Raw genomic sequence first — 14,810 nt, 5'->3', positions numbered from 1 at the left:
AAGTTGAAATGTTTTCAAATACAGCTTGCTGATTTAGCGTTAATTTATGACGCTATAATTAATCAACAGATTTCCATAGAGAGAGCATGTTTAAAACCCAAAACACTGCGTTAAAAAATAATCTGTTATCCTTCGCGATGTCGCTCTATCTATCTGCCTTAGGCCTGAATCATAACAGGCCTTGCTAGGTAATATCGAGTGCCTCATCGATGTCGTAACAGCATGACAATGCTAATAATGAGAAATATCATGCTAGGTATCAATGCTCCGAACACAGGTGGTATGTTGTAGAATAGACTCAGCGGTCCAAAGATTTGATCTAAAACGTAAAAAAAGAATCCGAAACTTATCCCTGTAAGTACTCTTACTCCAAGAGAAACGCTGCGTAGCGGTCCGAGAATAAACGACAAAGCCATGAGCATCATCACCGCTACCGAGAACGGTGAGAAAATCTTTTTCCACATATTTAGCTGGCAACGGTTAAATTCCTGCCCGTTTTTCTTAAGATAATTAACATAATTGTACAGTCCAGAAATGGACAGCGAATTCGGCTCTAGCGCGACAACTTCCAGTTTATTTGGCGTAAGATTAGTCTTCCATTCGCCGTTTAAGATTTGTTTAAAGGTGATTTGCTTGTTGTCAGTCAAATCTAACTCATTTACCTGTGACAATTTCCAACGATCGTTGCTAAACGTAGCCGTAGCAGCATAGCGCAATGATTTTAGCCGTTCCGCGTTATCAAAATGATAAATATTAACCCCGGCCAGTTCATTGCTGTCCACTACTCGCTCGATGAAAATAAAAGTATTACCGTCTTTGGCCCACAGCCCATTCTGGGTTGAAATCATAGAGCTGCCGTAAATCATTTGAGTACGATAATTGTAAGCCATTTGCTCACCTGCCGGCGCTACCCACTCACCGATAGCTATAGTCAGAAGAACCAGAGGAATAGCGGTTTTCATCACCGAGCCAACCACCTGTATACGGCTGAAACTGGACGCTTGCATTACCGTCAGTTCACTATGTGTCGCCAGCGAACCCAGCCCAAGAAGCACGCCTAATAGCGCCGCTATCGGGAAAAAAAGCTCAATATCCTTGGATATACTGAGCAGGGTAAACAACCACGCGCCTAGCGTTGAATAGCCGCCCTGGCCAACTTTGCGCAGTTGTTCAACGAATTTAATAATGCTCGATAGTGATACCAGAATGAACAGGATCATCATGATGGTATTGAATATCGTTTTACCGATATAGCGATCTAACACACTAAACATTAATGTAAACTTCTTCGAAGTCTTCTTGCCGGTACGCTGTCCCATAAATTTAGTACTAGCGACAGCGCCAGATAAGCGACATTGATTATCCACATCCACAGCATCGGATCAAGCTTGCCTTTGGCGCCGTTGACACGTAACGAGTTTTGTAGTAGGAAGAAAATCAGATACAGCAACATAGCAGGCAATATGCTAAGCAACCGTCCATGTCTTGGATTGACTACTGAAAGCGGCACGACCATTATCGCCATAATCAACACTGAGACTACCAGCGTCAATCGCCAATGCAGTTCAGCATGCGCTTCAGCGTTTCCGGAGTGCCATAGTTGGCGCAACGACATCTGTTCAGCGTCGGTGCCATCTACTTCTACTGCCTTGTGACCGATAATCGCCTGATATTGTGTAAAATCAGTAATGCGAAAATCGCGAAGCAGTGCGGTTCCTTCATAGCGAGTGCCTCTATCCAAAATAACCAGTTGCGATCTATCCGGCCGCTGACTCATATGACCTCTATTCCCCATTACCACGGAAGGACGTGCACTGCCGTTTGGCTTAAGCTGTGCGAGGAACAAATGTTCAAAACCTTTATCTTTAACGTTGCCAACGAATAGCACTGAATTGCCGTTTTCTGCCGATTTAAATTGCCCCTTGACCAACGCTGCCATGCTAGGATTAGCTTTAGCTTCTGATATAATCATATCCTGATGGTGCGACGACCAGGGTGATAGCCATGCCACGTTTACCGACGCCAGTATTGCGGTAAATAGGCTAAGTAACAGAGCCGCACGGATCAATGTGCTTGTGCTTAACCCGCAGGCGTGCATAACTATAATTTCGCTTCCGATATACATACGGCTCAAAGTTATCAACAATCCTAAAAAGAGACTCAGGGGTAAGATTAGTTGCGTCATTTCAGACACACCAAAGCTGAGTAAAGATAAAACCAGGTTAATCGGGATATCACCATTCACGACTGCACCTAGGATTCGCCCCAGCTTTTGACAGAAAAAAATCACAAACAGGATGAATAGAATGGCGCACTGACTTTTAAGAGTCTCCCGAATAAGATATCTAGTGATTATCACGCTTATTTCGCCTTAAAACTTGTTTTTAGAGGAATGATTTCATTACTTATCTTTTATTAATACGGATCAATAGTCACTTCGATCGCTAGATAAAACATAACAACACTAAGTCCTTTGCGTCATCCAGATTAATACATATAGCCAATATAAAGGCGAGACGGTGACGGAAAGGTTATTTTTCTTAAATGACATCTTTGTCTTTTAGGAGAGTGTATAGCAAGTTAAATATAGAAGTAGTAGCTTAGAAAAATAACGTATAGCCTGTATCGAGGGGTATCTGAGCCACGTTGTTTGCCTCTAATTATCGAACAACTCGATAAAATTAGCGATGGTTATATATCAGTATGCTGCTGCTCCGTGGTGCATTAGAAGACAAGGTAGTCCGCCAAACGCTGCTTTTGAAGCATATTTCGAATGTATTGTTTGAACGAGCTTATCGGCTGCGGTAAAGAGCGCGAACCAGATGAATGACAATATAAGCGGTCATTAACAAAACTATCAAACGCTGAATAACATCGGGCTCCATGTAGGCTGTGTGCTTTTTGACAGATCTACACGTTAAAAGGTGGTGAAACGACGTAAGAGACGTTTTATACATACGATCAGCTGAAAGCAATAAAATCAAACTACGCCGATCGCTACGCGAAATAGTATTCAATGTGCCAACGCGACGCGAGATGAACAGTGGCGCGCGCGATTTTGTTTAACTGCACTGGACTTAACGGTGACAAGCAATCATAAAAGATATTGCTGCCGTTCGCTGTTTTCTGTAACCCTTTGTTAACTTAACTGCACATGAAGGCGCAACTTTCCACAAGCAACATGCTATTAACGATGGTTGACCGTCATGAAACAGCTTGCCTGCGATTTGGCGGCTAATCAATGGCGGAAAACGGGAGCTTATCGCTTATGAAGACGATATACAAACGATCAGGTTTGATGATGCTCTATTGGTACACAATCCCTAATGCGTTTGCGCCTCACAACCTAGCGGGGAAAGGTTCATACTACAGTGCACCGATAGAGCTTTGCTGGCCACATCGACGCGGTAATTTGTCACGGGATCTACTAATTAACTTGCTACCGGAATTTTGCTTCTGCTTTCTATGAAGTGATAGACTTCGTCCCAGATGAAGATCCTTTAAAATAGTTGGCGCGCGATCGTTATAAAATATATCGCAACGTCAGTTTTCAATTGATTACGGCCGTGCCGTAATGTAGTGATTAACGATGCATCCATGGACAAAATATACAATCCAAAAGATATCGAGCAGCCGTTGTATAAGCGTTGGGAGCAGCAGGGCTACTTTAAACCGAACAATAATACCCTGCAGGATAGTTATTGCATCATGATTCCCCCACCCAACGTGACCGGCAGCTTGCATATGGGGCATGCCTTCCAGCAGACTATTATGGATACCTTGATTCGTTATCAGCGTATGCAGGGCAAAAATACTCTGTGGCAAACGGGTACCGATCATGCCGGCATCGCAACGCAGATGGTAGTAGAGCGGAAAATTGCTGTTGAAGAGGGCAAAACCCGGCACGATTACGGCCGCCATGCCTTTATCGACAAGATTTGGCAGTGGAAAGCGCAATCCGGCGACACAATTACCCATCAAATGCGCCGGCTTGGCAACTCTGTGGACTGGGAACGCGAGCGTTTTACCATGGACGAAGGGCTTTCCAACGCAGTGAAAGAAGTATTCGTACGCCTGTACCAAGAAGATTTAATTTACCGCGGGAAACGCCTGGTGAATTGGGACCCGAAATTATGCACTGTAATTTCTGATCTCGAAGTAGAGCACCGCGAGTCGAAAGGCGCTATGTGGTACCTGCATTACCCCCTTGCTGATGGAGCGCGTACCGCCGAAGGTTTAGATTATCTGGTGGTCGCCACTACGCGACCGGAAACGATGCTCGGTGATACCGGTGTGGCAGTAAATCCAGAAGATCTGCGCTATCGCCATTTAATAGGTCAATTTGTCATTCTTCCGCTGGTCGGCCGCCGCATCCCAATTGTCGGCGACACGTACGCCGACATAACTAAAGGTACGGGATGTGTTAAAATTACGCCGGCACATGACTTTAACGACTATGCGGTCGGAAAACGCCACACTCTGCTGATGATTAACATCCTTACTTTTGACGGAAATATCCGTCAGAACGGCGAGGTATTCAATACTCTTGGCGAGGTTAGCGACGTTGTATCAGGCGAAATTCCGGCGCTTTTCCGTGGCCTTGAACGTTTCACCGCCCGCAAAGCAATCGTGGAGGAATTCGATCGTCTTGGCCTGTTAGCCGAGGTTAAATACTACGATCAAATCGTTCCTTTCGGCGATCGCAGCGGCGTAATCATAGAACCGATGCTAACCGACCAATGGTACATCCACACAACACCTCTCGCAAAAGTGGCAGTAGAAGCAGTAGAAAAGGGCGAGATTCAGTTTGTGCCGAAGCAGTATGAAAACATGTATTTCAGCTGGATGCGCAACATTGAGGACTGGTGCATTTCTCGCCAGCTGTGGTGGGGTTGTCGTATACCGGCCTGGTATGATACCGCAGGGCGGATTTATGTGGGCCGAAACGAAGACGAAGTACGTCAGCAGCATCAATTAGGAGATGACGTGACGCTACGCCAAGACGACGACGTTCTAGATACTTGGTTCTCTTCCGGACTTTGGACCTTTTCTACTCTCGGTTGGCCGGAAAACACTGATGCGTTGCGTACTTTCCATCCCACTAACGTAGTGGTAAGCGGCTTCGACATTATTTTCTTTTGGATTGCGCGCATGATTATGCTGACCATGCATCTTGTCAAAGATGACAACGGTAAGCCGCAGGTCCCCTTCGAAACAGTCTGCATAACCGGTTTAATTCGCGATGAAGAAGGACAAAAGATGTCCAAATCCAAAGGGAATGTCATTGATCCACTGGATATGATAGATGGTATCTCGTTAGCTGATTTAATCCAAAAACGTATCGGAAACATGATGCAGCCGCATCTGGCAAACAAAATCCGTAAACGCACTGAGAAACAGTTTCCCAACGGCATCAAGCCGCACGGTACTGATGCCCTGCGTTTTACGCTTGCAGCGTTAGCCTCAACCGGTCGTGATATTAATTGGGACATGAAACGTCTAGAGGGGTATCGTAATTTCTGCAATAAATTGTGGAATGCTAGCCGTTTTGTATTAATGAACACCGAGGAACAGGATTGTGGTTTGCACTATGGTAACAAAGTGTTGTCGCTCGCGGATCGATGGATCTTGACAGAGTTTAATCAGACGGTGAAGACGTTCCGAGAAGCGCTGGATAATTATCGCTTCGATCTAGCAGCTAACATTTTATATACGTTTACCTGGAACCAGTTTTGCGATTGGTATCTGGAGCTAACCAAACCGGTAATGAGCAGCGGCAGTGAAGCCGAGCTGCGCGGTACCCGCCATACTCTAATTACGGTGCTAGAATCGCTGCTGCGATTAGCACATCCGATTATTCCGTTTATCACAGAAACCATCTGGCAGCAGGTGCAAACCCTAACAGGTAACCTGGGTGACACCTTGATGCTTCAATCGTTTCCATCCTACGATGCGGCGCTGGCGGATGCTAGTGCGCTTACTGATTTAGAATGGATCAAACAAGCGATTATCGCAGTGCGTACCACTCGCGCCGAGATGAACATCCCCAAAGCCAAGCCGCTGGCGGTACTACTTCGCCAGGCGTCTCCTACAGTAGTGCGTCGAGTCAAAGAAAATCTAAATTTTATACTCACCTTGGCGCGGCTTGATAGTATTACCTTGCTGCCATCGGACAATAAGGGGCCAGTTTCCATCATCCAGATTATCGACGGTGCTGAATTGCTGATTCCACTGGCGGGGTTGGTCGATAAAGACACCGAACAGAACCGTTTGGAGAGAGAAATCGAGCGCATCGACAGCGAAATCAATCGTATTACCGCCAAGTTCGCTAACGAAGGCTTTATTGGCCACGCACCGGAGGTAGTGATAGCGCAAGAGCGGAAGAAATTAGCAAGTTATCAGCAATCTAGAGAGAGGTTGCTAAAACAACAGGCGATTATCGTTAGTTTATAATGAGCATGTCACAACGGGAGCAAGCATTACTATGCATGCTCACATGTTACTCATCGACTGCCATGGATTATCAGACGCCGTCATGCCTTAGCTGGAATCAGCACCCAACAGGTTTGGGTTTCATCTGTTGTATGCCATACAGTGTTACCTACAAACCGAAGAATAGGAAAGATAGCCTGTTATTATGAAAATACAGTAGGCATTACCGAAAGGTTGATCGTGGTCTCTACAAAATACGTGAGTGTGTATTTACATTAAGCAGTAATAAAAACATGGCGACTTGCTGTGTAATAAAGCGTCTTCTTTATCTAGCGAGCATTCAGATGCGCTTTATCGCATTCTGAACTGCAATGCTAGCCCTTAAGCTGTACACAGCTAGCTTTCCCATGCCTAATTGATGCCCTTTTTCAGCTAACTGCTACAGTCAGTATGGTGTGCCGAGTCGGCTTTGTCATCTTATCTATTTTACCATCGAAATGTTCAAAATATACAGGGCGCTCACGTGACCTATTTGAAGCCAAGCGGAAGCCAAATTAGTTATAAAGAATCCATTAAAGATACTGCTAGAGTACTGAGTCGCATATATGACGGAATTCTAGAAAAATATTAAAATGCTAGCACACGCTACGCTAGCGTGCTAGTGTTGAATGGGCTGATAACTGAGTTTCATCCGACTCAGTTATTAGCTGATCTGCTAACTATGGAGGAATCTTTACCTGAAAAGGATTTTCAGCAAATGAAGTTGGCTTACATCGAAGATACAAACAATAAAATAGGTAACACGCTGCTGGAGGCAGAGGCGTTAACCGATCTCGATTTGCGGTTAGTCGTCCCGTTGCCTGTTGGCCAAATCAGGAGCTGGTGACTGTCTGCTGCTGTTTAGTGCAACAAAACGGCGGTGATATCACCGTGATTGAAGGTATTGTTGCCGGAATAAAAGCCGTGGACTTTGTTTATACCGATGTATGGGTCTCATAGGGGAGACAAAGAGGCATGATAAGAAAATATCGCGCTGCTGCATGCCTATCAAGTAAAAATGGACTTGTTTCACCAAACTGGTAGTCCACAAGGGACACTACTTTCCTGCGTTTCATAACAATCAGACTAAATTTGTCGCGCAGATAGCAACACAATACGGCCTGTTTATCGGTATGGAAGTAACCAATGAGGTTTTTTAGTCCCGCCATAGCGTGGTCTTCAATCAGGCGGAAAATCGCCTGTATACGATCAAAGCTGTGGATAATAGCGACACTCGCACTACCGTCAGCTATGTAATCTATGCGTCGTAGGCAGTGACCAATAAACTGCGGTCATTGGACTCTAGGCCGCAGATGGTATGTAACGAATATCACTATCAGTAAAATGCTCACAAAACTATCTTGTGAAATAATATCACGATATAGATGTCTATACTTACAATAGTATTACTTGATATCGGCAGATAAGATAAAAGTCTACTTCGGGTTGCTATGATTGTCCGTATCCAGCTTTTGCTGCTTGGAAGGTGATCGATGACATATTATGCTTGAGAACATCTGTCGAAATAAGCGGAGTAGCATAAATGACAAAACGCATTAGCATGTTTAGTAGGTATCGTAAAGATACAGCGCTGTTTCCGATATCGGCAACGGAGTAAGGTGCTCTTTCTCAGTCTCGGCAACCCTATTTTCGTAGCTGGACTCTCTTTACCGAATGATTGGTGCTTTTGCTAAAAATAAGATTTGCGAGATAGCAGGTAGTCAAAATGTTTTAGTGCAGATTACGACCATGAATTTCAAAGATGACTGCAACTATCTCTTTCTCGGAAAGTTGAGAATAACAGTAAAATAGGAGTCGGCATTAGAAGATGACTCTGGAGAAACTTTAAAAAACTATTTATATACTAGTTTTGTAATAACGTCTCAGGCGCATCGACATAGATGAAAGATCGCTTTCAAGACAACAAATCGCGGATGTTATAGGATTCCGGTAGGATGTAAAAATTGTCAATCGTGACTAGTTCTACCGTGCGGTATTTAGGGTAAGAAGCTCAACAACGCCTTGTAGTACGCGCGCCGTGGTGTACTTTTTTTACTGCTACGCCACCAGAAATGTCGATAATATAGGGAATAACGTTATCTGTTTGTTGGTACCAAAGAACTGCTTGAGTACGATCTGGCGGTGCAGATTGGAACTGATATAAAAGTTGAGCAAACGCGACATCGGCAGACAAATTTCCTTTCTTGCTTCAAGGGATAAATCTTCATTTATTCCTTTGAGTTTAACAGTGTCCGATTCTGAGAATCAACGAACAGAATAACGCAACGTGGCCACTGTTTTCGGGTGAAGCACAGGTAAGTTGTGGAATAAGTATGGCGTGAAGGAGATTGTACGTTATTAATCATAACGAAGCTGCTTGTTGTACATTCTATTCAAGGCATAAAATGACAAGAGGCGTAGAATATTTTTCTGACGCAAGTGAGGAATTGTGGGCTGATGTGCAACCCTCGGATACCGTTGCCATGGATGTTATCGGTGTAGATTCTTGATAAGTAAACAGAACTACGCTAGATGTACTATTTCGCTGATAGCGATATCATGCCGGCGAAAGCATAAGCTTGCATTTCTTCAAAAATGAATAATCGTTAGTTTTGCGCATACCGTCGTGCAATCGAGCAATTTTTAATCAAAAGTGCAAATTACGCGATTTTTTTGTTGCATAAGGCATCTGCTCTATCTAGAATGCAAGCACTTAATGCCGGCATAGCGCAGTTGGTAGAGCGACTGATTTGTAATCAGTAGGTCGAAGGTTCAACTCCTTCTGTCGGCACAAAATCTGGTGGGGTTCCCAAGCGGCCAAAGGGAGCAGACTGTAAATCTGCCGTCTTAGACTTCGAAGGTTCGAATCCTTCCCCCATCACAAAGTTTGTATCAAGTACGATACACACTTTGTTGTAAAACAATAAAGCTCAACAAGTGGCAGATAAGAACCTTCAACCAAGATTTGGGTTGCGTAAAGCGAGACAAGGATGTGTAACATCAGTCCAAAAAGCATGTTCTTATAGAACCAGGTAGCCGAGTTTCAAGATGCGGGCATCGTATAATGGCTATTGCCTCAGCCTTCCAAGCTGATGATGTGGGTTCAATTCCCACTGCCCGCTCCAATGTGCTGATATAGCTCAGTTGGTAGAGCACACCCTTGGTAAGGGTGAGGTCGGCAGTTCGAATCTGCCTATTAGCACCACTTCTAGTCTTCCTCCTGGCGCCCTTTCTGTAAAAAGCAAATTCAGCAGGCATGTTGCCTGGTTGATGTGGTGATATCACCGATATATTTGTGTCTTAGAGGGACAATGAATGTCTAAAGAAAAGTTTCAACGCACAAAACCACACGTTAACGTCGGTACTATTGGCCATGTTGACCATGGGAAAACGACTCTAACCGCCGCTATTACTACTGTTCTGGCCAAGACTTACGGTGGGAACGCGTGCACATTTGATCAAATCGACAACGCACCGGAAGAAAAGGCTCGTGGCATTACCATCAACACATCGCATGTTGAATACGATACTCCTACCCGACATTATGCGCATGTAGACTGCCCAGGACATGCTGATTATGTAAAAAATATGATTACCGGCGCAGCGCAGATGGACGGTGCTATTTTGGTGGTTGCCGCGACAGACGGCTCGATGCCGCAGACACGCGAACATATCCTTCTGGGTCGCCAAGTCGGTGTACCGTATATCGTCGTATTCATGAACAAATGTGACATGGTCGATGACGAAGAACTGTTAGAACTAGTTGAATTGGAAGTACGTGAACTGCTATCTCAGTACGACTTCCCTGGCGACGACACGCCAGTTATCCGCGGTTCAGCGTTGAAAGCGCTAGAAGGCGATGAAGTTTGGACCGACAAAATTATCGAACTGGCAGAAGCTCTGGACAACTATATTCCGGAACCAGAACGCGTCATTGACAAGCCGTTTCTATTACCGATTGAAGATGTATTCTCAATTTCCGGACGCGGTACCGTTGTTACCGGTCGTGTAGAGCGAGGCATTATCAAAGTGGGTGAGGAAGTGGAAATCGTCGGTATTAAAGACACCATTAAAACTACCTGCACCGGCGTTGAAATGTTCCGTAAACTGCTAGATGAAGGCCGTGCCGGTGAGAATGTGGGGGTTCTGCTACGCGGTATTAAGCGTGACGATGTGGAGCGTGGTCAGGTTCTAGCCAAACCCGGCTCAATTAAGCCACACACACAGTTTGAAGCAGAAGTTTATATTTTAAGTAAAGATGAAGGCGGCCGCCATACGCCCTTTTTCAAGGGCTACCGCCCGCAGTTCTACTTCCGTACGACTGACGTGACCGGTACTATTGAACTGTCTGAAGGAGTCGAAATGGTCATGCCTGGCGATAATATCAAGATGGTTGTTAAATTAATTGCACCAATCGCCATGGACGACGGGCTGCGTTTTGCGATTCGAGAAGGTGGTCGTACCGTTGGCGCCGGCGTTGTTGCTAAAATTATTACCTGAGCTGAGAAATGTCGTCGAATTATATTTTCCGACGCAATATGCGGTTCAGTGAATGGGCATGAATTAGAGTTACTGACAGTAGTGTATGGGCTTAATGTTTTGTCATGGACCATTGCTGATTTTGAAAAGCATTTAAAAGAAAATATTTTACGAATAAAATATTAAAGCGATGCGCTTTACCCTAATGAATATGCTTACTACATGACTGGTATACCATAGGATCGTTATAAACGGGTCATACATGAGTCATGTAGCATGCTATGTTAGCTTTGCTGTAATAGCTTAATTTCTGTGACACCTGTACGTTGCTCATTATAAAAAATATGAGTGAGTTTGCTTACTTTGAGCATTTTACGTATGTAAAAGTATTTCAGCATTAAGCCCAACGATATCAGCATCCTACTTTGGCATAATTTTTTATGGCAAAACAATATTGAGGTAATAATTCTCAATAATCTTGCGATATCTCTGTATCTAAAACTGTTTATTGTCATATCGACAATGTATATCTGCTAAGTGTCTCTCATATAACGTAATTGGAACGTTTTAAACAGACAAATAGATGTAGTGTTAAGCTCTCGATGCCAAATGATTGTTACATCAAATTCCATCGAATTTGATTCAACGTGGACAAATAACGCTACCATATATTTTTTTTTAAAATATAACGTGAACATTTGAGTTACGACCCGATTACAGGGCATCACTTAACGCCCTTTACTCCGTGATAAAAACCTATTACTTTGAAATTTTAAAGTATCATCTTTGATAAAAGAGATTCTTATTCTAAGATGTAAAACTTTTAGGTAGTGTTCTTATACAATGTTGCTTATACAGAGCATACTTCAATTGGTAATTTTACGCGCTTTGCGGGTCTGAGAAATTGTTTGTCTAAATCCTATCTAACAGGTTTTTTATGAGTGCGAATACCGAAAATCAAAAGAGCGGACGCAGTCTGGAAGCGGGTAAATGGTTAGTCGTCATGATTCTGTTAGTCGTAGCTATCGTCGGTAATTATTACTACCAGCATTACCATTTACTGCTACGAGCGCTGGCTGTTGTACATATTATCGCTATCGCGATCGGTGTAGCCATGATGACAACAAAAGGCAAGTCCACTGTTGCATTTGCACGTGAAGCACGTACAGAAATACGTAAAGTGATTTGGCCGACCCGTCAGGAAACTTTACGCACTACGTTAATCGTCGCTGCGGTAACCGCTGTGATGTCACTGATTCTGTGGGGACTGGATGGTATCCTAGTTCGCGTAGTATCGTTCGTTACTGGTCTGAGGTTCTAATATGCCCAAAGTTCTAAAGAAATGCTGGTATGTTGTGCAGGCGTTTTCCGGTTTTGAGGGACGAGTAGCTCAGTCCCTTCGCGAACATATTAATCTTCATGATATGAAAGAGCTGTTTGGTAAAATTATAGTACCGACAGAAGAGGTAGTTGAAATGCGTGGCGGACAGCGTCATAAAAGTGAACGCAAGTTTTTTCCGGGCTACGTCCTGGTGGAGATGGCGATGAGCGACACAAGCTGGCATTTTGTACGTAGCATACCGCGCGTTATGGGTTTTATTGGCGGAACCTCGGAGCGGCCTGCGCCTATTAGCGATAAAGAAGTCGACGCTATTATGAGTCGACTACAGCAGGTTGGCGACAAGCCAAGACCGAAAACCCTTTTTGAGCCGGGCGAGCTGGTGCGCGTTAACGATGGTCCGTTTGCTGATTTCAATGGCTGCGTGGAAGAGGTAGATTACGAAAAAAGTCGATTGAAGGTGTCGGTCTCGATCTTTAGTCGTGCTACACCGGTAGAATTAGATTTCGGTCAAGTCGAAAAAGGTTAACATGGTTGCTTTAGGCAAGAAATTAATTTATAATTCCGCGTTTTCTTTTTGATGCGTTTTTACGTATAAGACCTAGAGCCTTACGTTAACGGCGCTAGCACCAATTCGAGGAAATGACATGGCTAAGAAAATACAAGCCTATGTCAAGTTGCAGGTTGCTGCAGGCATGGCAAATCCGAGTCCACCGATAGGCCCGGCCCTTGGTCAGCATGGCGTTAACATTGTGGAATTCTGCAAAGCCTATAATGCTAAAACTGAGAACATTGAAAAAGGGCTGCCGATTCCGGTTGTTGTTACTGTGTATTCAGACCGCTCTTTTGTTTTCGTGACCAAAACTCCGCCAGCCGCCGTATTGCTGAAAAAAGCTGCATGCATCAAATCCGGTTCCGGTAATCCAAATAAAGACAAAGTCGGTAAAGTGACTACTGAACAGATCCGTGAAATTGCGAAGACCAAAGCAGATGATATGACCGGTGCCGATATGGACGCAATGTCCCGCTCTATTGTGGGCACTGCACGTTCTATGGGCTTGGTAGTGGAGGGTTAAAATGGCCAAACTGACTAAGCGCATGCGCGTCATCCGCGATAAAGTTGATTCTAGCAAACAATACGATATCAGCGAAGCTGTAGCGCTGCTGAAAGAACTCGCCACTGCCAAATTCATTGAAAGCGTCGACGTCGCCATCAATCTTGGCATCGATGCCCGTAAATCAGATCAAAACGTCCGCGGTGCTGCTGTGCTGCCGCACGGCACGGGTCGCAGCGTACGTGTCGCTGTTTTCACTCAAGGTGCCAACGCGGAAGCAGCGAAAGCCGCCGGTGCAGACCTTGTAGGCATGGATGATCTAGTAGATCAGGTCAAAAAGGGAAAATTGAATTTCGACGTAGTTATCGCTTCTCCTGACGCGATGCGCATTGTCAGTCATCTAGGACAAATTCTCGGTCCACGAGGCTTAATGCCCAACCCGAAAGTCGGCACTGTAACTTCGAATATTGCTGACGCGGTTAAAAACGCGAAAGCCGGTCAAGTGCGCTATTGCAACGATAAAAATGGAATCATCCACACCACTATTGGTAAAGCGAATTTTGAGTCTGACAAATTGAAAGAAAACCTAGCAGCTATACTAGTCGCGCTGAAAAAAGCTAAACCAATGCAAGCTAAAGGCGTTTATATCAAAAAAGTCAGCCTGTCCACCACTATGGGACCAGGTATTGCAATAGATCAAGGGGTCCTATTTGCTACAACCGCTTAATTATTACTTTACGAAGGCGTTAGGTTTGTCTAAAATCCAACGCTCAAAGTTTTATCGGGAAGGTTTCTTTTTTGGGCATATTAAAGCCTCTGCCGGAGACAGAAAGTAGTAGAAGTACTTATTTATTTGCTGTATTTTGTTCACCATATGTCAACGCTTACCGTTGCTGTGATAGTGTATGAAGTGAGTTCCGGGATACCCGGGTCAAATCCAGGAGTACAAATTAGTGGCATTAAATCTTCAAGACAAACAAGCGATTGTTGATGAAGTCAGCGGAGTAGCCAAAGACGCTATATCTGCCGTTGTTGCAAGTTTCCGTAGTGTACCGGTAGATAAAATGACTAAACTGCGCAAAGCAGGTCGTGAAGCCGGTGTTCACATGCGTGTTGTTCGCAATACGTTGATGCAACGTGTCGTTGAAGGTACTATTTTCAAATGCCTGAAAGATGCGTTTGTCGGGCCAACTATGATTGCATTTTCTCATGAACACCCGGGTGTGGCCACTCGTTTATTTAAGTCTTTTGCTAAAGACAATGCTAATTTTGAAGTTAAAGCTGCAGCCTTTGAAGGCGAAGTAATATCAGCGTCGCAGATCGACTTTTTAGCTGCTCTGCCAACTTACGAAGAAGCAATCGCACGACTGATGTCGATTATGAAGGATGCCTCTGTAGGTAAACTGGTCCGCACGCTGGCTGCAATGCAAAATCGGAAAGAAACGGGATAATCGCCGTCTTTATCC

The 14,810-nt window shown here is 44.4% G+C and carries 9 protein-coding genes, 4 tRNA genes and 4 pseudogenes; 14 read left to right on the top strand and 3 right to left on the bottom strand.

The window, feature by feature from the left end; genetic code table 11:
- Nucleotides 1-203: 203 nt before the first annotated feature.
- Nucleotides 204-1,274 (bottom strand): LPS export ABC transporter permease LptG, encoded by a 1,071-nt coding sequence (lptG, locus tag A4A68_RS01680; protein ID WP_067565859.1) that lies wholly within the window; start codon nucleotides 1,272-1,274, stop codon nucleotides 204-206.
- Nucleotides 1,274-2,359: an LPS export ABC transporter permease LptF gene (gene lptF / locus A4A68_RS01675; protein ID WP_067565856.1), complete on the bottom strand. Its 1,086-nt coding sequence runs from the start codon at nucleotides 2,357-2,359 to the stop codon at nucleotides 1,274-1,276. The genes lptG and lptF overlap by 1 nt, the downstream gene beginning before the upstream one ends.
- Before the next feature lie 249 nt (nucleotides 2,360-2,608).
- Between lptF and A4A68_RS03695 the strand changes: the two are divergent.
- The 4 genes and pseudogenes from A4A68_RS03695 to A4A68_RS03690 all read left to right on the top strand — a co-directional run.
- A pseudogene (locus tag A4A68_RS03695) lies at nucleotides 2,609-3,054 on the top strand (M17 family peptidase N-terminal domain-containing protein); the annotation flags it as partial.
- Between the two features lie 152 nt (nucleotides 3,055-3,206).
- Nucleotides 3,207-3,575, top strand: a pseudogene (locus tag A4A68_RS03215) (DNA polymerase III subunit chi).
- 22 nt (nucleotides 3,576-3,597) lie between these two features.
- Nucleotides 3,598-6,453, top strand: a complete 2,856-nt coding sequence (locus A4A68_RS01670; protein WP_067565853.1) for a valine--tRNA ligase — start codon at nucleotides 3,598-3,600, stop codon at nucleotides 6,451-6,453.
- A gap of 490 nt (nucleotides 6,454-6,943) precedes the next feature.
- A pseudogene (locus A4A68_RS03690) lies at nucleotides 6,944-7,742 on the top strand (ornithine carbamoyltransferase); the annotation flags it as partial.
- Nucleotides 7,743-8,115: 373 nt separating this feature from the next.
- Here the strand turns inward: A4A68_RS03690 and A4A68_RS03555 are convergent.
- Nucleotides 8,116-8,837: pseudogene (locus A4A68_RS03555) on the bottom strand (hypothetical protein).
- A 352-nt stretch (nucleotides 8,838-9,189) separates the two neighbouring features.
- On the opposite strand from A4A68_RS03555, the gene A4A68_RS01655 reads away from it, so the two are divergent.
- The 10 genes from A4A68_RS01655 (at nucleotide 9,190) to rplJ (ending at nucleotide 14,795) form a co-directional block, all read left to right on the top strand.
- Nucleotides 9,190-9,262: transfer RNA gene (locus tag A4A68_RS01655), tRNA-Thr, on the top strand.
- Between the two features lie 8 nt (nucleotides 9,263-9,270).
- Nucleotides 9,271-9,352, top strand: a tRNA-Tyr gene (locus A4A68_RS01650).
- Between the two features lie 169 nt (nucleotides 9,353-9,521).
- Nucleotides 9,522-9,596: transfer RNA gene (locus A4A68_RS01645), tRNA-Gly, on the top strand.
- 4 nt (nucleotides 9,597-9,600) lie between these two features.
- Nucleotides 9,601-9,676 (top strand) — tRNA-Thr (locus A4A68_RS01640).
- A 110-nt stretch (nucleotides 9,677-9,786) separates the two neighbouring features.
- A complete protein-coding gene (gene tuf, locus A4A68_RS01635; protein ID WP_067565843.1) occupies nucleotides 9,787-10,971 on the top strand; it encodes an elongation factor Tu in 1,185 nt (394 codons plus the stop codon).
- A 916-nt stretch (nucleotides 10,972-11,887) separates the two neighbouring features.
- A complete protein-coding gene (secE, locus tag A4A68_RS01630; protein ID WP_067565840.1) occupies nucleotides 11,888-12,271 on the top strand; it encodes a preprotein translocase subunit SecE in 384 nt (127 codons plus the stop codon).
- Between the two features lies 1 nt (nucleotide 12,272).
- Nucleotides 12,273-12,818 (top strand): transcription termination/antitermination protein NusG, encoded by a 546-nt coding sequence (nusG, locus tag A4A68_RS01625; protein ID WP_067565836.1) that lies wholly within the window; start codon nucleotides 12,273-12,275, stop codon nucleotides 12,816-12,818.
- A gap of 118 nt (nucleotides 12,819-12,936) precedes the next feature.
- On the top strand, nucleotides 12,937-13,365 hold the full coding sequence (rplK, locus tag A4A68_RS01620; protein ID WP_067565833.1) for a 50S ribosomal protein L11: 429 nt from the start codon (nucleotides 12,937-12,939) through the stop codon (nucleotides 13,363-13,365).
- Between the two features lies 1 nt (nucleotide 13,366).
- Entirely contained in the window at nucleotides 13,367-14,071 is a 705-nt protein-coding gene (gene rplA / locus A4A68_RS01615) for a 50S ribosomal protein L1 (RefSeq protein ID WP_067565830.1), read from the top strand.
- A gap of 226 nt (nucleotides 14,072-14,297) precedes the next feature.
- A complete protein-coding gene (gene rplJ / locus A4A68_RS01610; protein ID WP_067565827.1) occupies nucleotides 14,298-14,795 on the top strand; it encodes a 50S ribosomal protein L10 in 498 nt (165 codons plus the stop codon).
- Nucleotides 14,796-14,810 lie beyond the last annotated feature (15 nt).

The sequence above is a fragment of the Candidatus Doolittlea endobia genome (assembly GCF_900039485.1).
Lineage (GTDB): Bacteria > Pseudomonadota > Gammaproteobacteria > Enterobacterales > Enterobacteriaceae > Doolittlea > Doolittlea endobia.
Note: the sequence above shows the minus strand (reverse complement) of the source record. Positions and strands in the feature narration are given on the sequence as shown.